The organism is Novosphingobium sp. 9 (assembly GCF_025340265.1).
Classification (GTDB): Bacteria; Pseudomonadota; Alphaproteobacteria; order Sphingomonadales; family Sphingomonadaceae; genus Novosphingobium.
Genome location: NZ_CP022708.1, coordinates 1,158,348 through 1,184,372 on the forward strand (window position 1 = coordinate 1,158,348; position 26,025 = coordinate 1,184,372).

Genomic DNA, 26,025 nt, shown 5'->3' on the forward strand with positions numbered 1-26,025 from the left:
AAGCGCGGCCATGGGTTTCTCGCCATGGCCGCGCTTCTCGAATATTGGGGCAGCCCGCCTCAAAGCCGCGCGGTGACTGCCTTGGTTTCCAGATAGGCGTCGAGCCCCTCCTGCCCGAATTCGCGCCCCCATCCCGACTGGCCATAGCCGCCGAAGGGAATGTTCGTGCCCACCGCACCATGGCAGTTGATAGAGACATGACCCGCCCGGATGCGCTTCGCCAGACGGTGCGCGGTCGAAAGATCGCGCGTCCACACCGAGCCTGACAGGCCATAGGGCGTGTCGTTCGCCAGCGCAGCCAGTTCGTCGAGATCCGTCGTCTCGACTTTCGTCACGGCCATGACCGGCCCGAAGATTTCCTCGCGGACCAGCGCCATGTCGGGGCGACAATCGGCATAGATGGTGGGCGTGATGAAGTTCCCCGGTCGATCCAGCTTGCGCCCGCCCGTAACAAGGCGCGCGCCTGCCGCCCCGGCGCCATCGATATAGCCCATGACCTTGGCGGTATGCGCGTCCGAGATCATCGGCCCCTGCATGGTGGCGGGATCGAGCCCGTGGCCCAGCGTCATGCCTTCGGCAAAGGCTTTCAACCCCTCCAGCAATTCATCGTGAATCGAGGCATGGGCGAAGATGCGCGTCCCGGCCATGCAGTTCTGTCCCTGCAGGAAGAACGTTGCGAAGGCCACGCCGGGCACCGCGAGGGCAAGGTCGGCATCGGGCATGACCATGACCGGGCTCTTGCCGCCCAGTTCCAGGCTCACCTTCTTGAGGTTGCCGAGCGCCGCCTCGACGATCCGCCTTCCCGTCGCAGTCGATCCCGTGAACGATACCTTGTCGATGCCGGGATGCGCAGCGATGGCGGCGCCCGCCTGTGCGCCAAGACCATTGACGATGTTCACCACACCTGCCGGAAAGCCTGCCTCCAGCACCATCGCGCCCAGCGCCAGAGCGGATAGCGGCGTCTCCTCGGACGGCTTGACGATCACCGTGCAGCCCGCCGCCAGAGCCGGTGCCAGCTTCAGGATCGCGGTGGAGAGCGGCACGTTCCACGGCACGATCTGGCCGACCACGCCCACCGGTTCGCGGAGTGTGTAAGTCAGCGCTTCGGTTTCGGCGGCGATATGGCGTGGCGGCGCGGTGGTCGTCCCCTCGATCCGCATGATGGCGCCGGCATAATAGTCGACCATCTCGACGCAGTTCGCGGTGGTCAGCCCGGCGATAAAGCCGGGCATGCCGTTGTCGAGGATGTCGAGTTGCGTCAGCAACGTCGCATCGCGCTCCATGATCCGGGCAAGACGATGCATCAAAGCCGTGCGATCGGCCACAGTCATGCGCCCCCAGGGACCATCGACCGCGGCCCTTGCGGCCTTCACCGCCCGGTCGATCTCCGCCGCTCCGCCGGTCTGGACGCGGGTCAGCTCCAGCCCTGTCGCAGGATCGCGACTGACGATCTCGCCGCTGCCTTCGACCCATTCGCCGCCGATCAGCAGGCGATGAGGCGCGGCAAGGAACGCCGCCGTTTCCGGTGCAATGGCGTGTCCGTCGAATGGAGTGGCGGTCATACAGGCACCGTGCGGCAGTCGTAGGTGAACAGACCGAGCGATTCCTCGTCCTTCATGCCTTCCAAGCCGAAGAAATCGGTCTTCTGCCCCTGCATGCGATCGGCATTGGCATTGCTTTCCGACTGGATGAACGTGCACCGCTCATGCCGCGCGGCTTCATAACGCTGGAGCCCCTCGGCGATCGACGAAGATGCTGCCAGCGCCCGCGCCAGCACCACGCCATCCTCGATCCCGCAGGCGGCACCGTGGCCAAGGAACGGCGTCATCGCATGGGCCGCATCGCCGATCAGCGTGACGTTATCGTCAAGCGTCCAGTTCGGCAGCGCCGTGCGCGCATTGATCGCCCACTTGAACATCGGTTGCTGACATGCCGCCTCGATCAGGGTCTGGGCATCCTGGCACCAGTCCGCATAGACGCGGCGCACCTCATCCGGGTCTGCGGCGGTCGTCCAGCCTTCCTCGTTCCAGCCGTCCTGCCTTGAGAAGAACACCAGGTTCATCGCGGTGGAATTGCGGATGTTGTACCGCGTGATCATCGCGCCGGGACCGATGATGATGCCCGGAAAATCCGAAAGTTCCTGAAGCTGCGGCGTCACCGGCACCAGGCAGCGCCACGCGACATGGCCGGTGAAATGCGGCGGAGCGGTGTCGAAACGCTGGCGGATCACCGACTTCACACCGTCCGCGCCAACGATAAGATCCCCGCTGACGGTCGACCCGTCTGCCAGCGTGACGCTTGCACCATCGCTTGACACTACGGCGGCACCGCAGCGCAGATCGACGCCGGCTGCGCGGGCCGCGCCGAGCAACACGTCATGCAGATCGGCGCGATGGATCGTCACGTAAGGCGCGCCGTACTTCTCCCGCTGGCTGGAGCGATCCTTGGCAACGAGGGTGCGCCCGTCCTCATAATGCTGGATGCGCTGGCGCACCGGCTCCACACCGGCGGCAGCGGCGGTCTCGCAAACGCCGATGAAGTCCAGCCCCAGCATGGCATTAGGCGATAGCGTAACGCCTGCACCGATCTCGCCGAACTGCGGTGCGCTTTCCAGCAGCGTCACCTTGAAGCCCTGTTGCGCGAGGGCGGCGGCGGCGGTCATACCCGCAATGCCGCCGCCCACCACGACGATGCCGTTGGGCGCGATGGCCTGAGGCGTGGTCATGGTCAGGCCTTCGCCTCCAGCTGGCCCGGAATGTGGCTTTCGTGGTTCTCCAGATACCACTCGGCGATCTCCTCGCGGGTGGCCCACCACACACCGGGCAGCGACTTGGCATGCTCGATGAATTCGCGCAGCGCACGCACGCGATGGGCGCGGCCCGAGACATGCGGGTGCAGGCCCACGTTCATGATCCGCCCGGTGGTCTCCCCTTCCGCATAGAGCACATCGAGTTCCTCGATCAGCGCATCGCGGAACTGGTCGGTCGTGAAGTTCTTGCGGGTGATGAACGTGAAGTCGTTGATCTCGTTGGAATAGGGCACCGAGACGATCGGACCGTTCGGGGTACGCAGCAGGAACGGCTGATCGTCGTTCATGATGTCGCAATAGAACGTGCAGCCATATTCGGCGAGGATGTCGGCCGTCTGCATCGTGCCGCGCAGCGAGGACGAGAGCCAGCCCTTGGACTTGCGCCCGACGTATTTCTCGAACTGATCGAGGCTGCGCAGAACGATCTCGCGCTCCTTTTCGGGCTGCTGGGCGAAGGTGGTCAGCAACTCACCCTGCTCCCAGTTGTGCTGCAAAAGCTCCCATCCGCGTTCCAGCACGGCGTCGGTCATCGCCTTGCGACGCTCGAACGTGACGGCATTGGTCGTGCAGCTGGCCTTCACACCCAGTTCGTCGAACAGGTCGAACAGGCGCCAGATGCCGACGCGCTGGCCATATTCGCGCCAGGTGTAGTTCGGGAAGTCGGGCGTGTTGCCGGGCAGGATATCGGGCAGGATCGCAGGCCCGCCTGCATAGTACGGCTTGTCGGTGTCCTTGGTGAGATCCCAGGTTTCGAGATTGAAGGTCAGGATCAGCGCGACGCGCGCGCCATTCGGCCACTTGAGGGGCTTGCGCTGCGGAAGGGGGACGTAATCATATTCCATGATGCGACTCTCTGCTGGAAACAGGACCGGGCGGCTCTTTGGCCAAGTACCCACCTTGAGTGCCTCGATGTCGATCAGATCGCCTGCCCTGACCACCTGTCGGATAAGTGGGGCAAGGGCGCAGTCGGCTTCGGGACGGGCGCTAGTTTGAAACCGAATAGCCAAAACTTTGCAACGACATATCCGATTCAAGGAGGGCTCACCGATGAGCGAAAGCGATGACCTTCTGGCCAACTACCGCAAAGCCTACGACAACCGTGTCGGCTTCGGCAGCAAACCGGCGCTGATATTGATCGATTTCTGCCAGGCCTACTTCGAGCCGGACAACATGCTCTATGCGCAAGTGGACGATGCCCTGGCCTCGGCGCTGCGCCTTCGCGCCCTCGCCCGCGAGGCCGGCGTGCCGGTCATCCTTACCAATGTCGTCTATCAGGCGCGCGGTTTCGACGGCGGGCGCTTCTTTGAAAAAGCCCTGCCCTTGCGCAATTTCCTGAAGGACAGCCCGACAGCCGTGTTCGGTCCGGGCCTTGTCCCTTCGAGGATGAACTGGTCGTCTCGAAGCAATACCCCAGCGCCTTCTTCGGGACTTCGCTAGCCTCGACGCTGACCGCTGCCGGGATCGATTCGGTGATCCTCACCGGGCTCACCACCTCGGGCTGCGTGCGGGCGAGTTGCGTCGATGCGATGTCGCATGGCTTTCGCACCGCCGTTGTCGCCGACGCCTGCGGGGACCGTCACGCCGCCCCGCACGAGGCGAACCTGTTCGATATGAACGCGAAATACGCCGACGTTGTGAGCGAGGCGGAAGCTGCCGATTTCCTGCGCTCACTCAAGACCGCGACCGGACAGAAAGCGCCTTGATCAGAAGCCTTTGCGGCACGATCATGGACCTGACACCGGCAGGCTGCGCACCCCGACTATCCGCCTGTCGGTAAAAGCGGCACCGGCGCTGCGTGCTTGCCCGGAAAGATGATGTTCTGGCGCTCTTGCGCCATCCAGGAGTTCCCCGATGCTCAACACCTTCCAACAGGCCGATCACAAGGCGCTCCCCAAGGCTTCGGCCGACGAGGCATCGCGTCAAGAGTTCACCAAAAGCTTCAAGGGCTTCATCCAGAGCACGCTGCTGCCCGGACTGACCCCGGTGTTCAACACCCGCGTGTCGCACAAGTTCGAGAAGGAACATGGCCGCGCGCCGGTCGATCGTCGCGACATCCGCAAGGGCATGGTCGATGACATCTACTTCCAGCACTATGCCGCCGCGAACCGCATCGCGCAGGAACTCCTGTGGGAATCTGTCGGCGGCTCGATCGATCGCCAGTTGCCCGAACTGAACGCCGCTGCCGCCGCGCTCAGCGCCTCGACCCTAGCCCAGCTCGTCATTCCCGACGACTTCGAGGCGCCCCGCTACGTCACCGCGCTCGACATCCACTGCATGCCGGGCGGCTATTGCTCGCAAGTGTGCGAGGACGACATATCGGTCGGCGCACTCTACGATCGCGGCGTGTTTCTCTATGCCATGGGCTACACCGGCCCGGACAACGACGACATGGGCCGGTCGGTCGTGAACTACCTCAGGCGCAACATGCCCGACTTCAAGCCGCGCCGCATCCTCGACATGGGCTGCACCGTGGGGCACTCGACCGTCCCGTACAAGGAACTGTTCCCCGAAGCCGAAGTGTGGGGCATTGATGTCGGCAAGCCGGTGATCCGCTATGCCCACGCCCGCGCCGCCGCCATGGGGCAGGAAATCAACTATGCAGTGATGAACGCTGAGGAGACCACCTTCCCCGACGGACACTTCGATCTCGTCGTCAGCCACATCCTGCTGCATGAAACCAGCGGCAAGGCGATGCCGAAGATCTTCGCCGAGGCCCATCGCGTGCTCGCGCCGGGCGGCCTGATGATCCACGCAGATCTTCCGCCCTTCGATCTGATGGACCCGTTCACCCAGTTCATTCTCGACAACGAGACCTGGTACAACAACGAGCCGTTCTGGGGTGCGATGCGCGATCTCGATCAGATCGCCCTTGCCGAGAAGGCCGGTTTCGCGCGCGAGGACGTGCGGTTCGACAATGCGCCGATGGCCGTGATGGAATTCGCCGCTGCCGAAAGCGCAGGCTACAGCCAGGATGCCTCCGAAGCGGTGGCCGAGCGTGATTTCACCGCCGGTGAGTTCGCCCCCGGCGGCGGCTGGGAAGTGTTGATCGCCCGCAAGCCCGCCGCGCAGGCCAAGGCCGCCTGATCCGCGCGTCTGTCAGCACCCGCAATTCAACGAACGGATACCCACTGTGATGATCGAAGACCGTCCGCACGTCATTCGCCATGCCCGAGGCAAGCGTCCCGAATTCTACGACACCCCCGGCCTCGATGAGGCGATGTCGATGATCCTGGTACTCGCCAACGAGATTTCCGTGATGCGTGACCGTCTCGACTCGGCCGAGCGCGTCGCCAAGATCAACGGCCTCGATCTGGCCGCCGGGATCGAGACGCTCCAGCTCGATCAGGCCGCGCTGGAAGAACGCGAGGCGCGCCGTCAGGACTTCCTTCGCCGCCTGTACTACGTCCAGCTGAAGGACGCGGCCGAAGCCGCAGCCGCTGAAACGCGCGAAGGCTACTCCGCCACGATCACCGAGATCGCCCAAGCTTGATCGGACGGACAGGCCAATACCCAATTCAAAAAGGCCCGGAACGGATACGCCGTTCCGGGCCTTTCTTTGTATCGATCAATCGGTCCAACTGTCAGTCTTGCGGCAATCGGTAGCGCGTGAAGACGATCAAGCTCACCGCCATCAGCCCTGCCGGAATCCAGCTGTACAGCATGACGATGCCCGTCACCGCGCGGACGCTTTGCGCCGCCGCACCGCCCGTGGAAGAGGCGAACCCGAAAGCGCTCATCACCAGTCCGGCAATGACCGGCCCGACCGCAAACGACAGTTTCTCGAAGGCAGAGAACAGGCCCGAGAATACACCTTCGTTGGCAATGCCATGGCGGCGGCGCTCCAGATCGATGGTGTCTGTCAACATCGAATAGCCGAGCATGATGAACGCCCCGTTGGTGAGCCCGATCAACATGCCCCGGACCATCACCAGCACGTCCTGCGTGCCCAGTCGCAAGCCGCCCGGCAGCGTCATCAGAACATCCGTGGAAGGATGAATAAACCACCAGGATGCAGTGACCACGCCCCATACCAGCGAGGCCAGCACAAAAGCGCGCTCTTTGCCAAGGCGGCGCGAGATCGTCAGCCAGACCGGCTGGGTGACGATGCCGACACCCGTCATCGCGATGATGAACAAGGGAACCAGCCAGATCGCCTTGAGCGCATAGAGGAAGATGAAGCCGATCACGGTATAGCCGCAAGCCTGCGCCACGTTCTGGATCAGGCAAGTCGACAGCAACACCAGATAGGGCCGGTTCCCGCCGATCGCGCCAAGTTGCCTGAGGAGCCCTGTCGGCTGCGCCTCGTCGCGGATCAGCGGCACCCGCATCATCCCGATGGCGGTCGCCAGCATCGTCACCAGACACAGCGCGCCCAGGATCAGCGACATGAGCAGCCAGCCGCGGGCTCCACCGCCAAAGGCATAGACCAGCGGCTGGGCACTGCCCACGCCGGCAAGCACACCGAAAGAGGCAAAGACCATCCGGAACACCATGATCCGCGTGCGCTGGTGCGGATCGCGCGACAGGCCCGAGGCGACAGCGAGATAGGGAACGGAAAACGCCGAAAACGCGGTGGATCCCACGAAGAAGATGAAACAGGTCAACATCGCCGACAGCAGCGGGCTGCCGGTAGCCGTCAGATTGAACAGCGCCACGAAGGCAAGGCTGGTCAGAACCGCGCCCACGAGCAGGAACGGCGTGCGCCCATATCTGTCCTTGATGCGATCCGACCATGCACCGGTCAACGGATCGCAGGCGATCAGCCAGAGCTTGGGGATCAGCACCACAAAACCGGACATCCATGCCGGAATACCCAGCATCGTGGTCATGAACAGCGGAAGGAGCACAGCCGGGGTATCGCGGAAGACCTGTGCGCCCAGTTGTCCCACGCCGTAGCGCAGCACGACCGAGGTCGGGACCGCAGCCTCCGCTACCGGAGGCGTAAAGGCAGGTCTTGCGGCAAGAGCAGTCATGCAAGGGTCTCCTGAAGGCGGCAGGCCAAAAATTAGACAGGAACGTCGAAGGGCTCGGCGATGTTGCCGTGGCACCCATCTCCAAGTCCATGGCCGACGAGTGTCGTCAAAAGATCGGGCGCCGAAGCGCACCTTTGGCAAATCTCACCGCAGATCGGATAAACGCTGCGCCGTTTCGAGCGTTTCCAGCACGAAGTCCCCCTCCACCAGTTCCCAGGCCATCCGCAGGAACAGGCAATCTCCGCGACGCACCCACAGGTCTGCCGCAGGCCAGTCCTGACGCCAGCGCAACCGAAAATGATCGGCCGCAAAGCGTCCCGCAGGCACCGAAATCTCGCTCTCGCCCACCCAGGCGACGGCGATATCGAGAAGATGAGCGCCCGGCGCTGCATCCCCGTTGGGCGATACCGAATTGGTTGCCGAGGCGATCAGGCGATAGACGCCCGGCTCATCGCGCCCTCGGGCCATGGCGATCAGCGCATCTCCCTGCAACGGATGCAGGCCGAGATAGGGCAGCCCGAAGGGAAGCGATGAAACCGCCTGCGCGCGGTCTTCTCCGGCGAGGCGGGTGTCGGCAAGCAGCCGTTCCCCGCTGACCCGGAACCAGAGCGCATCATCGCCCTGTGCCGGGCGCATGACGCGGCTCCAGCCATCGCGAGGACGCCAGTCCCGGTCGAGCGCCATCGACACGTCCCGAACCAGATCCCCCTCGCCTCTCTCGTCGGCCGCCATGATACAAAGCGCCCGCAGCAACCTTCCTCCCGGCACCATCCACAGATCGAACCACTCGCGCCCGATCACGGCCTGTTCGCGGTTACGATAGGCGATCACACCCCGCTCGATCAAAGCGCCGGGGGCCGTGCGCATCGCGTGGTCTGGCAACGGGCTCATGCTGCACGTTCCCGTGGGCGCGGCACAGCCTTGCCTGCCGTATAGCCACCGTCCACCGGCATGATCGCACCGGTCATGAAGGAAGCGGCATCCGACATCAGGAACGCGACAGCCTCCGCCACTTCGCGCGCCTGCCCGATCCGCCCGAGCGGATGCGCGTCGAGATCACCCTGCAAGTGGGCCTCATACCCTGCACTGGTCAGCGGATGGACCATCGGCGTCTCGATCAGCCCAGGGCAGACGCAATTGACCCGGATGCCGCTATTGCCAAGGTCAAGCGCCATACAACGCGTCAGGTGCGCCACTGCTGCCTTGCTGACAGCATAGGATGCACAGCCGTTCCGCGCGAGAAGCCCGAAGGTCGAACCGATATTCACGATCGCGCCGCGCCCCGCCTGGCGCATCAGGGGAAGGACTGCCCGGCATCCCAGCACCGTGCCCCTCAGGTTGACCGCCATCACGGCATCGAAGCGGACCATGTCCTCCTCTTCGATCGTGGCGATGGAACCGATCCCAGCGCAATTTACCAATCCTTCCACACCGCCTTTCGATACGAGACCTTCCACGAGCCGCGCCCAGCCTCCCTCATCGCGGACATCGAGAAGAGCACCCTGATCGCACCCCATGGCAAGATCGGCGCGCAACACCTTGCGACCTGCCTCTTCCAGCCTGTCTGCAACCGCGGCCCCGATCCCGGATGCCGCCCCCGTCACGATTGTCCACGCATCCATCATCTCGCCTTCCCATGATATCGCTACGCGGACATGGTGCTGCCGGCCCGACGATCCCTGATGAGCGAGCCTGCGTTTGACCGCCCTGCGGTTATCGCAGGCGAGATCGCGCGATGATGCGACGCCTTGCATCAAGATATCGCCATACCTTGACAGGACGCATTCTTGCAGATGACCAAGCATCCCACCACGTCAGCACCGCTGGTCCGGCGACATTATATCGACGGGCCATTCGGTCAGATCCATGCTCGCTGCCATGGCGCAGGCACCCCGCTTCTCCTGCTCCATCAGGCACCGATGACCTCGGCCCAGTTCGATCATGTCTACGCCCCTCTGGCAAAGCACGGGATCATGGCTGTCGGTATCGACATGCCCGGCTTCGGGGGATCGGACCCGACACCCGATGTGCCCACCATCGGCGATTATGCCCAGATCATACCGGCCGTGCTCACCGCGTTCGGTCTCGAACGGGCCGCGCTGCTGGGCATCACACCGGCGCGCTCGTCGCCGCAGAAGCCGCCGTACGGTTTCCGGACATGGCCTCTGCCCTGATCCTCAATGGGCCCTTGCTGGTTGATGAAGCGCTGAAGGCCGACTTCCTAAGCGGCCTGCACGTCTGGGAACGCAACTGGCATGCCCGCGAGCATGCCGGACACATGGCCGAACTGTTCGACATCCGCGACACGCTCGCCCACGGAGAAATCTCTGCGGAGCGTCTTTCCGATTACGTGGTGCAGGCCCTCAGCGGCAGGGGACCCTTCTGGTGGGGGCACCATGCAGCCTTCACCTACGATCTATCGGCACGCCTTCCCCAGATCGCCTGTCCGACACTGATCCTGACCAATACCGGCGACCAGATCCACGACCATGCCCTGCGCACGAAAGCCTTGCGCCCCGACTTCTCGCTGATCTCGCTGGACGGCGGCGGGATCGACATCGTCGACGAACAACCCGATCGCTGGGCCGAGGCTGTCGCCCGGTTCCTTGCAGAAACAGGAAACGACCTATGAGCGGCGACATCCAGGGGCGCTTTGCCGGAAGCACCGTCATCGTGACCGGCGGCGCAAGCGGTCTCGGCGCCGCTATCGTCGAAGCCTTTGCACGGGAGGGCGCCTCTGTCGTGTCGGCAGACATCGCCTGCGAGGATGAAGACGCGCTCCCCGACACCCCCATCGTCCGCCGCCATCTCGACGTCAGCGACGAGGCCTCGTGGCATGCCCTGATGGCCTTCGTCGAACGCCGGTTCGGTCGCCTCGACGTGCTGGTGAACAACGCCGGGTTCTACCGTCCCAACGTTGCTTTCGAGGATATGCCGCTCGACCTGTGGCGACGGCATTTTGCGATCAATGCCGATGGCACATTTCTGGGCTGCCGAGAGGCGATCAGGGCCATGAAGCCCAGAATGTCAGGCGCGATAGTCTACATGGGCTCGGGCCTCTCGATCACCGCCAGCCCCACCGGAGCCGCCTATTGCGGATCAAAGGCAGCGGTTCTCATGACGACGCGAACCGCCGCACGCGCCGCCGGTGCCTACGGCATTCGCGTCAATGCGGTTCTGCCCGGCGCTGTCCCCACCGATATGCTGATGGGCAACGTGATGGAGGGAGAAAGCGACACGGCTTTTCTCGACCGCATGCGCGCCTACAGCCCTCTCGGCAAGCTGGCGGCCCCCGACGATATTGCCCGCGCTGTGCTGTTCCTCGCCGATCCTACGAATGCAGCCATCAGCGGTATTCACCTGCCAGTCGACGGCGGCAACATTCCGGGTGCCTGACCCCTTTTCATTCCTGCGAGACATGCGATGACGATGAGCCTCGAACACCCGTCTTCGGCGCTGGTACGCGCCACCATCTTCGTGCGCGATATCGAACGTTCAAAGCGCTTCTACCGCGCGATCGGCCTTGGCGAGATCTACTTCGAGGGCCGCCTTCAGCACCCCTCCGCCACCGCAATCCTCGGCTTCGACGATCCACGCCCGTTCGATATCTGCATCGTCAAGCGACCCGGACCGAACTTCGGCATGGTCGGCCTGTTCCAACTGGCCGCAGGTACGACCGCAGAAGAGATTGCGCCTGCCAGCGGTCCGGCCCGTATCGGCGAAGTGACCCTGGTGTTCTATGTCACCGATATCATAACCACGATGGCCACGCTTCGCGAACTGGGCGCAAGCTGGGCGCCTGAACCGCAGGTCTTCGCGATGGAGCACCGCCAGCAACTGGAAGTGTGTCTGCGCGATCCGGACGGGGTCTTCATCAACCTTGTCGAAACCGATCCCGCCCAGCAGGAGCGGACCCGGCCCGAACTCGACTATTCGTGATATCGGCGACGGGGCAACAGCCCGGACGGTTCTGCGCTCCGACTACACTGCCCTTTGCGTGTCGCTTGAGGCCACCGCTCAGAACCCCAGAACGCCCGGCCCCAGTCGTCGGGCAGGGTCGAACGCGTCCTTCAGAGCATCGGCGATCTGCTGCTCTGTCCCGCCCAGACGCTCCCTGAAAGGATAGGCGCGGCCAAGCTGGAAATGGACAGCGCCATGGGCATCGTACAGCGCGATCAGGTCTGCCTTCATCCTGGCCACATACTCGCGCGCTTCGGGATTTGGCGCAAAACTGGGTAGTTGCGCCAGGTAATCTGCGGGCACCATTTCGCGGTGGTAGGCCGTGATCTCATCCGGCCAGTAGAGCGCGATCTCGTACAGAAAACCCGACGTGCCGATGGTCGAGTACATGCCTCCGCCCCACACGCCAAGGCGCTCCATGTCCGCTTTGCGCAGCGCATAGAAATTCTGCAGCGCGGCATCAAACCCGCGCACCGCATCGTGTGCCATCACCCCGTGCAACGGCACCCAGCGCTCGCCTCCGGGGCCCAGAACATTATAGAACGGCGCAAAGGGCATACCGCGCACGACAGCGGGAACGGTCGCCGCGATCTCGCGGCCAAGCTCGCGGTTGATCTCGCGCAGGCGATGCAGGCGCGCGCGCGCCTCGCCATCGTCGAACCCCTCGACGATGTAGTGCGTCATGTACCGCGAGGCCGCGATCTGGCGACGTGCCATGACGCCCGCCGCGGCGACCTGTTTCACGCCCGAAAGCACCGAAGGCGAAGAACGCACGATCGAGAGCGCCATCTTCAGGCTTCCCCCTGCCCGCTCCTGCCGCGCGATCTGGCCCTGGGACAGGGCGGCATCGAGAGCGAAGTGCGAATCCTCGATACGCTCCTGCGCGATCCGGCGCATGGATTCATGCATCTGCGCGAACTCGGCAAAGGCAAACGACACCACACGATGCGCCGGACGGCTGCGGATGATCGGCAGGGTGATCCTTGCCTTGATCCCCAGAGCGCCGCAATCGCCGGTAAACAGGCCGGTCAGGTCGGGGCCGAAATGCCGGGCGAAAGGCTTCAGGCCGGCAGCACCGGAACCGGTTCGAAGCAGCGAACCATCGGCCATCACGACGTCGAAGCTTTGGGCGGATTCGGCGGAAATGCCCCATGCGCCCGAGCCATGGCTGACCGCGTTCTGCGACATCGAGCCGCCGACCGTCGCAACGAGACCCGAAAATGGCCCCCGGAAGGGTGTGCGCCAGCCACGCTCGGCCAGCACGTCGGACAGCTTCGCCCAGGTTACGCCTGCCTCGACCGTCACGAAGCCGTTGAATTCATCCAGCGTAACGATCCGATCCAGTCGGCTGAGATCGATCAGCACGAGATCGGGTGATGTCGCGTTGTAACCATCGGTGTACGATGCGCCGCCGCCGCGCACGGTCCACTTCACATCGGCATCCGATAAAGTGCGGACAACCCCCTGCAATGCCTCGACGCTGTTCGGGCGCGCAACGGCGACCGGCATCGCCTGGGCACGATAGACGTCGGTCGCAAGGAAGGCCACGCGAGCCGGGTCCGTCACCAGCCCCTCGGCATCCAGCTCGGCAGCGAGGCGCGCAAGGAAATCGGCCTGGACAGTCATCGAATTTCGTTCCTCATACTTGGGGCGTGATGGACCATTGCCGGCTCACATTCCCGAACGAATACGCCGGGGACAGTGTTCGGGCACCAAGTCATCGTCTATTGGCACCGTCTATTGGCACCGTCTATTGGCACCGTCTATTGGCACCGTCTATTGGCACCCTAATCGCACAGCGCCAATGACGCGCCTGCTCGTGTCCCGCTATCCGAAGGACGGACACCCCCTGCCTTCTGCTCGACCCGGTAGCGAACGCGGCAGCAAAAGGCCCCATGAACAACACCGCCGATGCGCCGCGCACACTGTACGACCGCCTCTGGGACGCGCATGTCGTCGCCAGTGCACCCGATGGACAGGACCTGCTCTATCTCGACAGGCACCTGTTGCATGAGGTCTCTACCCCGCAATCCTTCGAGTTGCTGCGCGAAAACGGCCTGGCTGTCCGCCGCCCGGCCACGCAACTGGCGGTTCCCGACCACGCCGTCCCGACGCGCGATCGCGAAGGCGGCGCGATCCGCGAGGAAATGGCGCGTCGTCAGGTGGCCCTGCTGGAACGCAACTGCCGCGAATTCGGCATCGAACTGATCGATCTGAACGACCCTCGGCAGGGCATCGTCCATGTGATCTCGCCCGAACAGGCCTTCACGCTTCCCGGCATCACGCTCGTTTGCGGTGACAGCCATACGGCGACGCACGGCGCCTTCGGGGCGCTTGCCTTCGGGATCGGCGCCAGCGAATGCGGCACGGTCATGGCGACGCAGTGCCTCTGGCAAACGCGCGCGAAGACCCTGCGCGTCCGCATCGACGGCCAGCTTCCGCCGGGCGTTTCCGCCAAGGACATGGTACTTTCGCTGATCGGCCGGATCGGATCGGGCGGCGGGGTTGGCCATGCAATCGAACTATGCGGAAGCGCCGTCACCTCTGCCTCGATGGAAGCGCGCATGACCTTGTGCAACATGGGGATCGAAGCGGGTGCGCGCGTCGCCCTCATCGCGCCCGACGATACCACCTTTGCCTGGATCGAAGGGCGCGAACGCGCGCCGACAGGCCCCTTGTGGGAGGCCGCCGTCGCATACTGGCGCACGCTGCGTTCTCACGATGACGCCGTGTTCTCGCAGGAGGTCGTCCTCGATGCGGCGAGCATGGCCCCGCAGGTCACATACGGTATCTCCCCCGATCAGGTCATCGCCGTCGATGCGCCGGTGCCCGATGGCCCGGCCCGTGCGCTCGCCTACATGGGGCTGGACGCGGGCAAGCCGGTCAAGGGCCTGCCGATCGACTTCGCGTTCATCGGATCGTGTACCAACGGCCGGATCGAAGACCTTCGCGCCGCTGCCGCCGTGATCCGGGGGCGCCATGTCGCCCCGAACGTGACGGCAATGGTGGTCCCCGGCTCCGGGCTGGTGAAACGACAGGCCGAAGCGGAAGGACTGGACAGCGTGTTCAGGGCAGCGGGGTTCGAGTGGCATGCCGCCGGATGCTCGCTGTGTGTCGCCATGAACGGTGACAGTGTGCCGACCGGCCAGCGCGCGATCTCGACATCCAACCGCAACTTCGAGGGTCGGCAGGGCCCCGGAGCCCGCACCCATCTCGCCAGCCCGCAGATGGTGGCCGCCGCAGCGATCGCAGGCCGGATCGTCGATATTCGCGAGGAACTTGCAGCATGACCCCTTTCACCACCGTTTCGGGCAGCGCCTTCGCCTTGCCCGAAGATGATATCGATACCGACGTGATCTATCCCGCACGCTTCCTGCTGCGCACCGAGAAGCTGGGCCTGGGCAACCTCGCCTTTGCCGACCGCGCAGACCTGCGCGCCCGCATTGATGCTCCGGACGAAAATCCCATTCTGGTGGCAGGTGCCAACTTCGGCTGCGGCTCAAGCCGCGAACATGCCGTGTGGACTCTGGCGGACGCGGGCTTTCGGGCGATCTTCGCGCCGTCCTTCGGCGAAATCTTCCGCAGCAATTGCACCAATAACGGCGTATTGGCAGGTCTGGTCGGCGAGGCCGATCACCTCGCGCTGATGACAGCCGCGCAGGCGGGCACCGTGCTGGAGGTCGACCTTGCCAATACAACTGTCCATTTCGGCGGAACAGCGATCCGCTTCTCGATCAGCGACGTGGATCGCCGTATGCTGCTGGAAGGCTGGAATGCCACAACCCGCATTCTGGCGCTGCACCGCGAGGACATCACGGCCTTCGAAGGGCGCCAGCGTCACGCGGCGCCCTGGTTGTGGACGAAGGGGTGAGGTAAAAGCCCGGATATTCCAGACCTGCTGCCGTCAACCGGCAGCAGGGATCTGGATATAAGGCGCATCGCGCTCGTTCAGCGGCTCGCAACCATCCTGCGTGACCAGCCAGAGATCTTCCAGATGCACATTGCCGCTCTCGTCGAGATGCAGCAGCGGGCAGTCGATGCTGAGCGTCATGTTCGCCTCGATCACGTGATCGTCCTTGAGAAAGGCCAGCGAACCGTCGCGGAAAGCCTCGTCGGTATGGAACAGACCAACACTGTGGGCGGTGCAGGGAATGCCGATATTGTCGAAACCGGCCTTGCGGATGGCATCCTGCCCCATCCGCTGGACTTCCGAATAGCGCATGCCGGGCTGCAATTGCGCGGCGATGGCATCGTTGGCGCACAAGGCGGCATCGACCATACGGCGAATGATCGCATCCGGCTCTCCCACGAATACCGTTCGCCCATAATCGCCGTGATAGCCCGCATAATGGCTGACCGCATCGATCTGGAATGAACGCCCCGTCTTGATGACGCTGGAGCGACGGCGCATGGTCATCGTATCGGACGACAGGAACAGCGGGACCCCGCCCCGAGCGCCGGTCTCTGCGAAGAAGGCCTTGCGCAGATCGTCGTAGGTGCTGACCTCGGGGACCATCGATTCGATCGCCGTGCGGGCCGCCGTCGCGTTGTTCTGCGCAGCGTGGCGCATCAGCGCGACTTCGCGCTGGGATTTCACCATCCGCGTCGCGCGAAGGATGGGGTCCGCCATCTGGAAATCGAAGCCGTCTCCCAGTACCGATGTCACCACCAGGGTATCGACGCCCACGCGCGGGCGCGCACCGAGCAACCCCTCCAACGCACCGAACACGGCAGCGCGGGCACTGGGAAATGCCGGGCGACGTTCGAGCAGGCGCATCGTGGAATCGCGCGTGATCTCGTCCAGCACATCCGCCCGCCCGTCCGGCAGAGGCGAGAGGAACAGCGGCGCCGCAGCGGCACCATCCATTCCGAAGGGCGCGGTATAAAGGTAGATGTCCAGTTCGCCGCCGTCGGGCGTATCGTCCAGATCCCACAGGTAATGCAAAAACTGGCTGGAAATGAGCCGGACCGGCTTGGCGGCATCGGCCGGGACGACGGCATAGGCGACCCCGTTCTGCCCCATTGCCACCGTCTGCGGCCAGAAACCCGTCGCGTGATAGATATTCAGCGGGTCCGAAAGCACGAGAGCCTCAACCTGCGAGGCGGCCATGACCTGCGATGCCCGCGCACGGTTCATGAGAGGAAGAGGAAGGCTCATCGTGTCGATCTCACATAAGAAAAGAAGGAAAAATCACAGGGCGCTCGCGCCCGCTTACCGGTTACGCCGCTCCCAGGCCTTGATGCGCACCAGCACGTTGGCTCGAATATCGTTGTAGAACAGGCCGTACTCGTCATAGTGCAGCGATCCGTTCGGCAGCGGCGTCATCGCCAGACGCGCGTCCGGCTGAACCACCAGCACACCATCCTCACAGCGCGCCGAGACAGCCCCGCGCAGAACCGGGTGCATGGGCAGGAAACCCGGATCGCCCGCCACGGCGCCCTTCGAGCGGCGCGCGGATGCATCCGGCTTGCCGGTATCGAACGTCAACGGATTGACGCATTCCAGCGCCTTGCCGGGATTGTCGCCATATTGGTCGGTATAGAACTTTTCCGAGCTGTCGATGAACGCCTGTCGTTTCCCATCGGGCAGCATGGCATTCCAGCTGAGCACGCAGCCGGTCTGATCCGGGCGATCGCAGAACTGAAGCTGATGATACCGGCGGCCGAACTCGCCCTTGGAGATGTTCAGGCCGATAACGTAAGCGACGACCATCCGGCGGGCGAGCGGGGTGCCGTCGATACGGTCCTGCAACAGCTCTGCGGCATGGAATGCCCCCTGGCTGTGGCTGGCGATAATGAACGGCGTGTTCGGCCCGATCCGCTGGAGGAACACGTCAAAAGCGCGCAGGACATCGCTATAGGCGATGGCGAAGGCGGCCTTGCGCGTAGGGGTATCGATAAAGGCACCGGTGCTCGCCTGCCGATACTTCGGTGCATAGATCGTACAACAGCCGTTGAACACGCCCGCCTGCCGCGCGATCACGCTCTCTGCCGTCCAGTGGTTGGTGGTCTCGTCCGCGATATCCAGATTGTAGCGGTCTGTCGATTTGTAGGTCGTCGGATGGATGTAGAACACCGCGACCTGCTTTGCCTTCGACGCTGCCGGGCGTGCCCCTTCAGGCGTGGCGATCGTATCGCCGGGGTGGCCGGGCAGCGCAAACCACGATGCGGCGCTGGTATAATCCGGCGCGCTCGGCGCCATGCTGTCCGGCATGGGATGCGCCGGAACAGGTGCTGCCGCAGGAGCCTGCGCCATGGCGGATGCCCCGGACAACAGCGCCAGTACGGCCAGTGTGATCGCCTTCATATCGTATCACTCACTCTTGCGCCATCAGGCCCAGATCGCCGGTTCGTTACCCAGTTCGGGATCGGCCACAAAGCCATTCTCGGGGCGCGAGAGGCCCAGATTGTCCCTCAGGGTCTCGCCTTCGTAATCGGTACGGAACAGGCCGCGGCGCTGGAGGATCGGCACCACCTCGTCGACGAAATCGTCAAGGTTGGCCGGAAGGTAATTGGGCGTGATCGAAAAGCCGTCCGCGCCCTTCTGCAGGAACCAGTCCTGGCAGAAGTCAGCCACCTGTTCGGGCGTTCCCGCCATCGCCAGACTGGCGCGGGCAACCACGACCCGCTTGGCCAGTTCACGGATCGTCAGGTCTTCCTCACGAGCCATGCGCACGATCTGCTCCTGCACCCACTGGCCGCCCTCGGTCTGCGCGACTTCTGGAAGCTTGTCGTCCAGCGAACAGTGGCTGAGGTCCGCACCGAGCTGCAACTGCAGCGTCTGGAACGCCAGCGCATCGGGAATGAGTTCGAGCAGTTCTTCCTTCTTGCGCGCTGCCGCTTCCTCGGTGCCTGCAAGGATGAACTGTACGGAAGGGATCACCAGCAGCGTACCGGGATCGCGCCCGAACAAGGCAGCCCGCGCCTTCATATCGGCGTAGAAATCCTGGGCGCCGGAAATGCTGTTCTGCGCCGTAAAGATCATGTCGGCGGTACGCGCCGCCAGAGCCCGACCGGAAGGCGAACCGCCTGCCTGCACGATGATCGGATGACCCTGCGGCGGTCGACCGACGTTCAGCGGCCCGGCGACCCGGAAGAACTCGCCGTCATGATCAAGCTGGTGAACCTTTGCGGGATCGAAGTAGCGCCCTGCCGAAGCATCGCGAACGATCGCATCGTCTTCCCAACTGTCCCACAAGTTGCGCACGACATTCACGAATTCCTCCGCGCGTTCATAGCGCCGGTCATGCCCCATGATCGCATCGAACCCGAAGTTGCGCGCCTCGATATCGCCGGTCGAGGTCACGACATTCCAGCCGATACGCCCGCCCGAGATATGATCCAGCGAGGCGAAACGTCGCGCGATCGAATAAGGCTCGTTGAAGGTGGTCGAGACGGTGGCGACAAGCCCGATGTTCTGCGTCACCACCGAGAGCGCCGCGAGCAGAGTGGTCGGCTCCAGCTTACCGGCATAATCGGTCGCGGCAAAGGCGTCCTTGCCGCGGATATGCGGAAATCCCTGGGAATCTCCCGAGAAATAGACGTGCAGCTTACCCTTTTCGGCCTTTTGGGCAAGTCGGGCATAGTGCGAAAAGTCGTGCTGATCGACCGGCCCCTCTGCCGGATAGCGCCAGCCGCCGGGGTGAGAACCGCTGTTGTGAATGAACGTCGCGAGGATCATCCGCCGATTGTCTGCACTCATCACACGTCGCTTTCTTGCCTGTTTGGAACCGGAGCGCGCTTCGCCCCTCCATCGTTGCCCGACGATCCTGCCGCGCAGGATCGCAAGGCTGCCGGGGCGGGAATGACCGTCATACCCTTCCCGCCCCGGCGGTTACTCAGAAATCGTACCGCGCGCTGAGACCGAAGGTGCGCAGATCGCGCAGGCCCACGGCAAGCCCGGAATACTTGCTGAAGTGCGCAAACGTCGGATCGATGGTGTAGTAATCACCGATCGACGAATAGGCCTTGTTGTTGAACACGTTGGTTACGTAGGCTTCGATCTTGACCTTGCCGGTCTTGATCCCGGCGCGCATGTCGAACTGCGTATAGGCCTGCGTCTTGACCAGGTTCGACACATCCGAATAGAGGCCGGAGCGATAGACGAAATCGCCGCGCATGTAGAGGTCCGCCTTGATCGTATCGAGCGGATAATCGTACTGCGCCCCGATAGAACCAGAGTACTTCGGCGCGTTGGGCAACTGCTTGCCGCGGAAGCTGGTCATGCCGGTCAGCGCCGTCACCGGCGAGCTGGCGTATTGCAGGATATAGGTATCGTTCAGCGATCCCGAGGCATTCAGATGTACCCGATCGCTCAGCGCCGCATTAAGCTCGGCCTCGAGGCCCCACACGCGTACCTTGCCCGAGTTGACCGTTGCGCTGATGAGCTGCGGCACGCCATTGGCATCCGTCACGGTGATCTGCTGCGAGTTCAGCTGATGGTTCCAGATCCCGTAATACCCGTCGACCGAATACGTCACCGCCCCGCCGAACAGCTTGCCCTTGGCGCCCAGTTCATAGTCGGAAAGCGTTTCCGGGCGCACGCCGACCTGAAGACCCGCATCGGCTGCTGCCTGCTGCGTCGTCGCAGGCTGGGTCAGGAACACCACGTTGAACGCGCCCGGATTGATGCCCTTTGCATAGGAGGTATAGAGCATCAGATTTGGCGATACGTTGAAGTTCAAAATCGCGCGGGGCATGAAGTTGTGATAGGTGCTGCTCAGCAGCTTCTGGCCACCGGCATAGGTTCCGGCCGGCGCGAAGGCATCCGACAGCAACGTCTGACCGGTCGGCTTTGCGAAGGCGGCCAGTTCGTCGATCTGGTATCGACCATCGACGCTCAGGCTCAGGCGGCTGGTCAGATCATAGGTCAGACCGAAGAACGCGCCATAGGTATTGGAGTCCGTGCTGCCGCTGACGGCTGAGAACGTGGTCGTACCCAGCGCTCCGGGCGAACCGCCGCCGCCCGACTGGAAGAACGAATAGAGGTAGCTCGCCCCGACCACGAGATGCAGCGGTCCGCCGTTCTCCAGGCTCATGCGAAATTCCTGCGACACGTCCTTCTGATGGTATTCGACCAGATAAGGATACGCGAAGTAGGTCGGCGAACCTGCCGTCGTCGTGGAATTGAGAAGCGCGCCCTGATTGCTGTAAAGCGTGAGGTCGGACAACGTGCTGCGGATTTCGTCGTTGTAGCCGGTCAGCGAGCTGAGAGTCAGGCCCGATCCGATATCCCAGTCCATCGCCAGGTGCAGGTGATAGAACCGGCTGCGCAGACCATACCCCTTCGTGCCGTCTTCGGGATTGAGCAGGCGACCGTTGGGCTGCGAGAGGAAGTTCTTGATGAACTGCGTGTTCGCCGTGTTCGCCGAAGGCTGATTCCCCTGGAGCTTGGGCGCGGTCCCGCAGAACCAGGCATTGCCGTTGACGTTGCAGTTCGACTGCGAGGTGACGATCGATGTCCCGTTGGCCGCCGTTACCGAATAGGCGGGGATCAGTGCGGTGGCGCTGGGACCGTCGATATTCTCCGACCAAAGGCCCAGCACCTTGGCCGTGAAATTGCTGGACGGCGTGAATTTCAGCGCAAGGTTGGCGGAACGGGTGGTCTGGTCGCCCAGCGTCTGCCCGGCGATGCCCTTGTTTCCATAGGACCCATCCTTGCCCCAATAGCGACCGCCGAGCGAGAACGACAGCACATCGTCGATCAGCGGGCCGCCGATCTGTGCCGCGACTTCCCGGTTGTTGTTGGTGCCAAGCTGCGCCTTGACCCAGCCGCCGAACTCATCCGGCGGACTTTGGGTGACGACATTGACGGCGCCCGCGAAAGTCTGACGACCGAAATAGGCGCTCTGAGGGCCCTTGAGCACTTCCACACGCGCCGGATCGCCAAGGTTCTGCACCGCCGTGGAGGACGAGACCGGCACGCCGTCGATAAACAGGCTTGCGGTCTGCGAGGTCGAGATCGCCGGCGTGAAGCCACGGATGATGATCGACTGGAACGAACGGTCGCTGCGGCCCGAACTGTTGCTGTTGATGCTCATGCTGGGCGTATAGTTCGCCAGATCATCGAGCGAGGCGATGCCGCGGCTTTCCAGCATTTCGCCGGTCATCGCGGTGATCGCAACCGGCGTCTTGAGAATGTCTTCGCTGCGCTTGCGCGCCGTCACGACAATATCACCCCCGAGGACGGCACTTGCGCCGCAGGCGCAGCAGCAGCGCCACCCGCAGCCGGCGTGGACGTCTGGGCGATCGCAGGCTCGGCGGCAGTAACAAGGGCCAGTACCGAGACAACGGCGTAAAGATAACTTTTCCGCTGCATATTAACCTCATGGTTTTACGAAGCCCGTACTGGACGGATCTTCTATGTGTTGATCGACACATTCCTCCTCCGCGCAGTATTATTTTTTCGCGTCTGCGCGTCCGTACCCGGCTCTTCGTCCGTGACAAAAATAATGATCTATTATTAATCCAAATCGAGATGCTGCGCCGGAATCTTCGTTAGTCGGATAATTTTCACCCGCACGGGTGCGCCGCCTTACGAATCTCGCAGGAACGCGTCGACCACACGCACCACGCGCAAGGTCTCCAGCTTCAGGATACCGTGCGATACGCCCGGCATGTCATGCCGTTGACCGTGCGGAAAAAGGTGCGAGGTCGCATGCGTCACATCCCAGAGGTCGTCCTGCGGATTCATTACCAGCACCGGCTGCCGGACCTCGGCCATCGCCCTCAAAAAGTCATACTTGTAGACCGATTCATATCCCCAGGTCATGCGATGGCCAAGGCTGAGGCACTGGGCCATGGCCACATGGAGATCTTCCGCGCTCATCCTTTCGTCGATCAGGGTGCGCATGATGGCCCAGAGCTTCTCGACATGATGGAGCGTGGCGTCGGGCACGGGGAACACCTCGCCAAGCCGCGCCAGCTTCTGCGCACGTAGGTCGGCCGGATAAGCTGCAAGCCCGAAGACTACCGCCTTGCGCACCCGATCCGGGAAACGCCGCGCCAGTTCGGTCGTCGTGACCGAGCCGGTGTGATAGCCCATGACATCGAACGCGCCGCCTGCGATCTCGCCGATCCCGGCCAGGTACGTCATCAACGCTGCCATTTCTTCCGCGAAATCCTCAATCGCGACAGGCGCCGGCGGCGCGTCACTCATGCCATAGCCAGGCGTATCCGCTGCGATGACCACCCGGTCCTGCGCCAGTTCGGGCAGGACCGGCATCCATTCCCGTCCACTGCTGGGGTCTGGTGCAGGCACAGCAGCGGGGGCTGCGTAACCGGCCCGTCGGGCGTGGAGATATAGTAATGCACCTGCCCGAAGCGGCCCGGAGCATACGCCTTGCGTATCGCGGTCATGGTGTGATCCTGTCTGGAAGCGGGCGCCTCTGCGGGCGCCTCGTGAAGTGTCAGGCGCGCCTGCCGATCGCGACCGAGGCCAATGTCATCAGCACCGCACAGCCTGCGAAGGCGACCGTGCCGATCACTGCCAGCGACAGGCCGACGGCGCCGTCCGAATGGAAGACATGTTCGGTCAGGAAAGCCACCAGCACCGGCCCCAGCGATGCTCCAACCAGCGTCATGAAGAACGCATAGAAGGAAATCGCCAGCCCGCGCACCTGCGGCGGCGAGACATCGGCGATCACCGACAGCATCGAAGAGCCGAACAGGCACGATGCAAAAGCGATCGACGTCAGCAACACAAGCGCCAGTTCACCGCGTCCGGCGAATACCGCCAGCACTGACGGCAACGCAACAATCGCCAGGATGCCTGCGAAACGCAACAACCCCTTCGATCCCCAGCGACGCACCACGCGGTCAAGCACGAAGCCTGCGCTCAGCGACCCCAGGGCCGCCCAGACGATATTGCCCGTGCCCAACGCCTTGCTCGTCTGCTCGATCGAATATCCGAACACCCGCGTCATGACCATCGGGCTCCAGTAGACCGCAATGGATACGCCCATGCCATAGAAGGCAAGCCCACCGTAAAGCGGCAGGAAGAGGCGCCATTCGCGCAGCATCTCCCCAACGCCCTGCGCGATGTTCGCACGGCGGCTTTCGCGTGGTGCCTCGCTGGAAACCGCGCCCGCCTTCTTGCGCGGCTCACGCATGGGCAGGAAAATCGCCGCCAGCACCAACCCGACAAGGCCTGCAAGAATGAAGGCCACGCGCCACGGCGCCATCTCGCTCAAGCGACCCAGCGCATCGAACGCACCTCGGGGGCGGCCTCCAGCACGTAGCCGGTTAGAAGCGTCCCCAGACCGAAGGCGATCATGGATCCGAACATGTAAAGCGCCATGGCCTTGCCCCGACGTTTGGCCGGAAACAGGTCGGCGATCAGCGTGATCGCACAGGGTGCCATCACCGCCTCGCCCGTACCGATGAGCAGACGAGCGACGAACATCTGGGTGAAGTTTTCAGCAAGCCCCGTCGCCAGGGTGGCAGCGCTCCATACCGAAATTCCCGCGATCAGCAGCCATTTGCGGCTCACCACATCGGTCACAAGCCCCAGAGCCACACCCGCCAGCACATAGAACACCGAGAATGCGACACCTTGCAGAAGCGCGATCTGCATATCGGTAATCGACAGGTCGTGACGCACCGGGTCCACCACCAGGGACAGCATTCCGCGATCCATGGTGGAAATGATCTGCGCCAGGCAGAGCAGCACGACAATGCACCACGCCCCCAACATGCTGGTGGCGGCAGGCTGCGTGGTAACGTCAAGCCTTGGTTATCCGTAACTTTGGGTAGGATGGCGGTCATGGGGACTCCTTCACCGACTTTAATGTCTTGAAAGCAAGCCAATTGCATAGCCCCTCTGACTCTATATCCACTCTACGGAAACATCTGCCTCTGACGTTCCCGCCGCCCGTTCCCCGGTGGCATGGGCAAGGCTCGTTGCTATCTGCGGAGATCTCTCGATGAAACTGTTGGCGTTCCTGATGCAGACCGGCGGCCACATCGCCGGATGGCGGCACCCGCAAGCAGCCGAGAACGCGCTGTGCGATCTCGATTATTTCGTTTCTGCCGCACAAACGGCAGAGCGCGGCCTGTTCGATGCCGTGTTTTTCGCAGATTCGGTCGGCTATCCGGGATCGCGATCGGCAGATGCGTTTGCCGGGCAGGAGGCCCCGAAACTCGACCCGTTGATGCTGCTGTCCGCCCTCAGCGTCGCCACCCGCAACGTCGGCCTGATCGGCACGGCATCGACGACGTTCAACGAACCCTATCCCACGGCCCGGCGCTATGCCACGCTCGATCACCTGAGCGGTGGCCGTGCCGGATGGAACATCGTCACCTCGACGATGCCGAACGAGGCGCACAATCATTCGCTGGCGCAGTTACCTGCCCATGCCGACCGTTACCGCCGCGCTGCCGAATTCGTCGATGTTTCCCGCAACCTGTGGGACAGCTGGAGCGATGGCGCGGTGCTGTCCGACAAGACCAGCGGGAAATATGTCGATCCCGCCGGCATTTCCGCCATCGATCACGCTGGCGAATTCTTCTCCGTCGCCGGGCCGCTCAATGTCCCACGCTCACCGCAGGGCCATCCGGTACTGGTCCAGGCTGGCGCCTCGCCGGACGGCAAGGCTTTTGCGGCCCGCTACGCCGACGTAATCTTCACCTCGCACCCTACGATCGAGACCGCACTCGCCTTCCGGCAGGAAATGCATGACCTGCTTGCAGCACAGGGCCGCGCGAAGGATGCGCTCAAGGTGCTTCCCGCGATCACGCCCGTGATAGCCGACACGCGCGAGGAGGCACAGGCGCTCAAGGCCGAACTCGACGCGCTGATCCCGCTGCCGATCGCGGTCAACAAGCTGGAACAACTTCTGGGCGGGTTCGACCTGTCCTCTGCCGATCTCGACAGGCCTTTGCCTGCCTTGCCGCAAGCCTATCTGGAAGGCCAGAATTCCACTCGCGACCGGGTTCTGGAAGTGGCCGAAAAGCAACGCCCCTCGGTTCGCGATCTCGCGATGCAGATGGCAGCCGGACGCACGAGCCAGTCGCTGGTGGGAACGCCCCAGGATATCGCCGATTCGCTGGCGCACTGGTATGAAAGCGGCGCGGCAGACGGATTTGTCATTGCCGCGCCGGTTCTGCCCGTCGGGCTGGAGCGCTTCGTCGATGGCGTCGTGCCGCTGCTCCAGCAGCGTGGCCTATTCCGTCGCTCTTACGAGGGCAAGACGCTGCGCGACAACCTCGGCCTGCCGCGCCCCGAACGGATCTTCGACATGCTGCCGGACCTCTACCGCAAGCCCGAATTCTGGTAACGAAAAA

At 63.4% G+C, this 26,025-nt stretch carries 24 protein-coding genes and 1 pseudogene; 11 read left to right on the plus strand and 14 right to left on the minus strand.

Translation table 11 applies throughout. From position 1 onward, the window contains the following. Positions 1 to 59 precede the first annotated feature (59 nt). The 3 genes from CI805_RS19840 to CI805_RS19850 are packed head-to-tail and all read right to left on the minus strand — an operon-like array spanning position 60 to position 3,747. Positions 60 to 1,562 (minus strand): aldehyde dehydrogenase family protein, encoded by a 1,503-nt coding sequence (locus tag CI805_RS19840; protein WP_260928466.1) that lies wholly within the window; start codon positions 1,560 to 1,562, stop codon positions 60 to 62. Continuing rightward, complete coding sequence (locus CI805_RS19845) at positions 1,559 to 2,725, minus strand: FAD-dependent oxidoreductase (protein ID WP_260928467.1); 1,167 nt, start codon at positions 2,723 to 2,725, stop codon at positions 1,559 to 1,561. The genes CI805_RS19840 and CI805_RS19845 overlap by 4 nt, the downstream gene beginning before the upstream one ends. A 2-nt stretch (positions 2,726 to 2,727) precedes the next feature. After that, a complete protein-coding gene (locus CI805_RS19850; protein ID WP_260928468.1) occupies positions 2,728 to 3,747 on the minus strand; it encodes a polysaccharide deacetylase family protein in 1,020 nt (339 codons plus the stop codon). A 109-nt stretch (positions 3,748 to 3,856) separates the two neighbouring features. Between CI805_RS19850 and CI805_RS20995 the strand changes: the two genes are divergently transcribed. From CI805_RS20995 to CI805_RS19865, 4 genes and pseudogenes are all read left to right on the plus strand, one after another. Then, entirely contained in the window at positions 3,857 to 4,246 is a 390-nt protein-coding gene (locus CI805_RS20995; RefSeq protein ID WP_313958565.1) for a hypothetical protein, read from the plus strand. Beyond that, positions 4,192 to 4,512 (plus strand): annotated as a pseudogene (locus CI805_RS21000) (isochorismatase family protein); the annotation flags it as partial. The gene CI805_RS20995 and the pseudogene CI805_RS21000, both read left to right, overlap by 55 nt. Positions 4,513 to 4,660: 148 nt before the next feature. Next, positions 4,661 to 5,893: a class I SAM-dependent methyltransferase gene (locus CI805_RS19860; protein WP_260928469.1), complete on the plus strand. Its 1,233-nt coding sequence runs from the start codon at positions 4,661 to 4,663 to the stop codon at positions 5,891 to 5,893. A gap of 49 nt (positions 5,894 to 5,942) precedes the next feature. Continuing rightward, complete coding sequence (locus CI805_RS19865; RefSeq protein WP_260928470.1) at positions 5,943 to 6,299, plus strand: hypothetical protein; 357 nt, start codon at positions 5,943 to 5,945, stop codon at positions 6,297 to 6,299. 91 nt (positions 6,300 to 6,390) lie between these two features. Here the strand turns inward: CI805_RS19865 and CI805_RS19870 are convergent, their stop codons facing one another. The 3 genes from CI805_RS19870 to CI805_RS19880 form a co-directional block, all read right to left on the minus strand. Then, positions 6,391 to 7,782 carry an MFS transporter gene (locus tag CI805_RS19870; protein WP_260928471.1) on the minus strand — a complete coding sequence of 464 codons (1,392 nt, stop codon included), beginning with the start codon at positions 7,780 to 7,782 and terminating at the stop codon, positions 6,391 to 6,393. Between the two features lie 144 nt (positions 7,783 to 7,926). Continuing rightward, positions 7,927 to 8,673: a hypothetical protein gene (locus CI805_RS19875; protein ID WP_260928473.1), complete on the minus strand. Its 747-nt coding sequence runs from the start codon at positions 8,671 to 8,673 to the stop codon at positions 7,927 to 7,929. After that, entirely contained in the window at positions 8,670 to 9,404 is a 735-nt protein-coding gene (locus CI805_RS19880; protein WP_260928475.1) for an SDR family NAD(P)-dependent oxidoreductase, read from the minus strand. Before CI805_RS19880 ends, CI805_RS19875 begins: the two co-directional genes overlap by 4 nt. A 171-nt stretch (positions 9,405 to 9,575) precedes the next feature. Between CI805_RS19880 and CI805_RS19885 the strand changes: the two genes are divergently transcribed. The 4 genes from CI805_RS19885 to CI805_RS19900 are packed head-to-tail and all read left to right on the plus strand — an operon-like array spanning position 9,576 to position 11,721. Continuing rightward, entirely contained in the window at positions 9,576 to 9,956 is a 381-nt protein-coding gene (locus CI805_RS19885; protein ID WP_260928478.1) for an alpha/beta fold hydrolase, read from the plus strand. Then, entirely contained in the window at positions 9,941 to 10,414 is a 474-nt protein-coding gene (locus tag CI805_RS19890) for an alpha/beta fold hydrolase (RefSeq protein WP_260928480.1), read from the plus strand. The genes CI805_RS19885 and CI805_RS19890 overlap by 16 nt, the downstream gene beginning before the upstream one ends. Further along, positions 10,411 to 11,178, plus strand: coding sequence for an SDR family NAD(P)-dependent oxidoreductase (locus CI805_RS19895; protein WP_260928482.1), 768 nt, complete (start codon positions 10,411 to 10,413; stop codon positions 11,176 to 11,178). Before CI805_RS19890 ends, CI805_RS19895 begins: the two co-directional genes overlap by 4 nt. A 33-nt stretch (positions 11,179 to 11,211) precedes the next feature. Next, entirely contained in the window at positions 11,212 to 11,721 is a 510-nt protein-coding gene (locus CI805_RS19900) for a VOC family protein (protein WP_260928484.1), read from the plus strand. A gap of 78 nt (positions 11,722 to 11,799) precedes the next feature. Here the strand turns inward: CI805_RS19900 and CI805_RS19905 are convergent, their stop codons facing one another. Beyond that, positions 11,800 to 13,368 carry an FAD-binding oxidoreductase gene (locus tag CI805_RS19905; RefSeq protein WP_260928486.1) on the minus strand — a complete coding sequence of 523 codons (1,569 nt, stop codon included), beginning with the start codon at positions 13,366 to 13,368 and terminating at the stop codon, positions 11,800 to 11,802. Between the two features lie 269 nt (positions 13,369 to 13,637). Here CI805_RS19905 and leuC point away from each other — a divergent pair, with 269 nt between their 5' ends. Together leuC and CI805_RS19915 are read left to right on the plus strand one after the other, a co-directional pair. Then, positions 13,638 to 15,032: a 3-isopropylmalate dehydratase large subunit gene (gene leuC, locus CI805_RS19910; protein WP_260928488.1), complete on the plus strand. Its 1,395-nt coding sequence runs from the start codon at positions 13,638 to 13,640 to the stop codon at positions 15,030 to 15,032. Beyond that, positions 15,029 to 15,613 (plus strand): 3-isopropylmalate dehydratase small subunit, encoded by a 585-nt coding sequence (locus tag CI805_RS19915; protein ID WP_260928490.1) that lies wholly within the window; start codon positions 15,029 to 15,031, stop codon positions 15,611 to 15,613. Before leuC ends, CI805_RS19915 begins: the two co-directional genes overlap by 4 nt. A gap of 33 nt (positions 15,614 to 15,646) precedes the next feature. On the opposite strand, the gene CI805_RS19920 is transcribed toward CI805_RS19915, so the two are convergent. From CI805_RS19920 to CI805_RS19950, 7 genes are all read right to left on the minus strand, one after another. Beyond that, the gene (locus CI805_RS19920; protein ID WP_260928492.1) at positions 15,647 to 16,879 is read right to left on the minus strand and encodes a M24 family metallopeptidase; all 1,233 of its coding nucleotides are present in this window, start codon (positions 16,877 to 16,879) and stop codon (positions 15,647 to 15,649) included. Between the two features lie 75 nt (positions 16,880 to 16,954). Next, positions 16,955 to 18,049 carry a DUF3089 domain-containing protein gene (locus CI805_RS19925; RefSeq protein WP_260928493.1) on the minus strand — a complete coding sequence of 365 codons (1,095 nt, stop codon included), beginning with the start codon at positions 18,047 to 18,049 and terminating at the stop codon, positions 16,955 to 16,957. Between the two features lie 24 nt (positions 18,050 to 18,073). Continuing rightward, positions 18,074 to 19,444 (minus strand): LLM class flavin-dependent oxidoreductase, encoded by a 1,371-nt coding sequence (locus tag CI805_RS19930; RefSeq protein ID WP_260928494.1) that lies wholly within the window; start codon positions 19,442 to 19,444, stop codon positions 18,074 to 18,076. A 136-nt stretch (positions 19,445 to 19,580) separates the two neighbouring features. After that, entirely contained in the window at positions 19,581 to 21,908 is a 2,328-nt protein-coding gene (locus tag CI805_RS19935; RefSeq protein WP_260928496.1) for a TonB-dependent receptor, read from the minus strand. Between the two features lie 368 nt (positions 21,909 to 22,276). Beyond that, positions 22,277 to 22,966: an alpha/beta fold hydrolase gene (locus CI805_RS19940; protein ID WP_260928498.1), complete on the minus strand. Its 690-nt coding sequence runs from the start codon at positions 22,964 to 22,966 to the stop codon at positions 22,277 to 22,279. A 184-nt stretch (positions 22,967 to 23,150) separates the two neighbouring features. Further along, positions 23,151 to 23,924, minus strand: a complete 774-nt coding sequence (locus CI805_RS19945) for an MFS transporter (protein WP_260929743.1) — start codon at positions 23,922 to 23,924, stop codon at positions 23,151 to 23,153. Between the two features lie 5 nt (positions 23,925 to 23,929). Then, positions 23,930 to 24,436, minus strand: a complete 507-nt coding sequence (locus CI805_RS19950; RefSeq protein ID WP_260928500.1) for an MFS transporter — start codon at positions 24,434 to 24,436, stop codon at positions 23,930 to 23,932. 229 nt (positions 24,437 to 24,665) lie between these two features. On the opposite strand from CI805_RS19950, the gene CI805_RS19955 reads away from it, so the two are divergent. Continuing rightward, a complete protein-coding gene (locus CI805_RS19955) occupies positions 24,666 to 26,018 on the plus strand; it encodes an LLM class flavin-dependent oxidoreductase (protein ID WP_260928502.1) in 1,353 nt (450 codons plus the stop codon). Positions 26,019 to 26,025: the final 7 nt, after the last annotated feature.

Coding starts and splice junctions, on each gene's coding strand:
- CI805_RS19840 (WP_260928466.1), bottom strand. CDS start 1,562: ATGACCGCCACTCCATTCGACGGACACGCCATTGCACCGGAAACGGCG.
- CI805_RS19845 (WP_260928467.1), bottom strand. CDS start 2,725: ATGACCACGCCTCAGGCCATCGCGCCCAACGGCATCGTCGTGGTGGGC.
- CI805_RS20995 (WP_313958565.1), top strand. CDS start 3,857: ATGAGCGAAAGCGATGACCTTCTGGCCAACTACCGCAAAGCCTACGAC.
- CI805_RS19860 (WP_260928469.1), top strand. CDS start 4,661: ATGCTCAACACCTTCCAACAGGCCGATCACAAGGCGCTCCCCAAGGCT.
- CI805_RS19865 (WP_260928470.1), top strand. CDS start 5,943: ATGATCGAAGACCGTCCGCACGTCATTCGCCATGCCCGAGGCAAGCGT.
- CI805_RS19870 (WP_260928471.1), bottom strand. CDS start 7,782: ATGACTGCTCTTGCCGCAAGACCTGCCTTTACGCCTCCGGTAGCGGAG.
- CI805_RS19875 (WP_260928473.1), bottom strand. CDS start 8,673: ATGAGCCCGTTGCCAGACCACGCGATGCGCACGGCCCCCGGCGCTTTG.
- CI805_RS19880 (WP_260928475.1), bottom strand. CDS start 9,404: ATGGATGCGTGGACAATCGTGACGGGGGCGGCATCCGGGATCGGGGCC.
- CI805_RS19885 (WP_260928478.1), top strand. CDS start 9,576: ATGACCAAGCATCCCACCACGTCAGCACCGCTGGTCCGGCGACATTAT.
- CI805_RS19890 (WP_260928480.1), top strand. CDS start 9,941: ATGGCCTCTGCCCTGATCCTCAATGGGCCCTTGCTGGTTGATGAAGCG.
- CI805_RS19895 (WP_260928482.1), top strand. CDS start 10,411: ATGAGCGGCGACATCCAGGGGCGCTTTGCCGGAAGCACCGTCATCGTG.
- CI805_RS19900 (WP_260928484.1), top strand. CDS start 11,212: ATGAGCCTCGAACACCCGTCTTCGGCGCTGGTACGCGCCACCATCTTC.
- CI805_RS19905 (WP_260928486.1), bottom strand. CDS start 13,368: ATGACTGTCCAGGCCGATTTCCTTGCGCGCCTCGCTGCCGAGCTGGAT.
- leuC (WP_260928488.1), top strand. CDS start 13,638: ATGAACAACACCGCCGATGCGCCGCGCACACTGTACGACCGCCTCTGG.
- CI805_RS19915 (WP_260928490.1), top strand. CDS start 15,029: ATGACCCCTTTCACCACCGTTTCGGGCAGCGCCTTCGCCTTGCCCGAA.
- CI805_RS19920 (WP_260928492.1), bottom strand. CDS start 16,879: ATGAACCGTGCGCGGGCATCGCAGGTCATGGCCGCCTCGCAGGTTGAG.
- CI805_RS19925 (WP_260928493.1), bottom strand. CDS start 18,049: ATGAAGGCGATCACACTGGCCGTACTGGCGCTGTTGTCCGGGGCATCC.
- CI805_RS19930 (WP_260928494.1), bottom strand. CDS start 19,444: ATGAGTGCAGACAATCGGCGGATGATCCTCGCGACGTTCATTCACAAC.
- CI805_RS19940 (WP_260928498.1), bottom strand. CDS start 22,966: ATGCCGGTCCTGCCCGAACTGGCGCAGGACCGGGTGGTCATCGCAGCG.
- CI805_RS19945 (WP_260929743.1), bottom strand. CDS start 23,924: ATGGCGCCGTGGCGCGTGGCCTTCATTCTTGCAGGCCTTGTCGGGTTG.
- CI805_RS19950 (WP_260928500.1), bottom strand. CDS start 24,436: ATGTTGGGGGCGTGGTGCATTGTCGTGCTGCTCTGCCTGGCGCAGATC.
- CI805_RS19955 (WP_260928502.1), top strand. CDS start 24,666: ATGAAACTGTTGGCGTTCCTGATGCAGACCGGCGGCCACATCGCCGGA.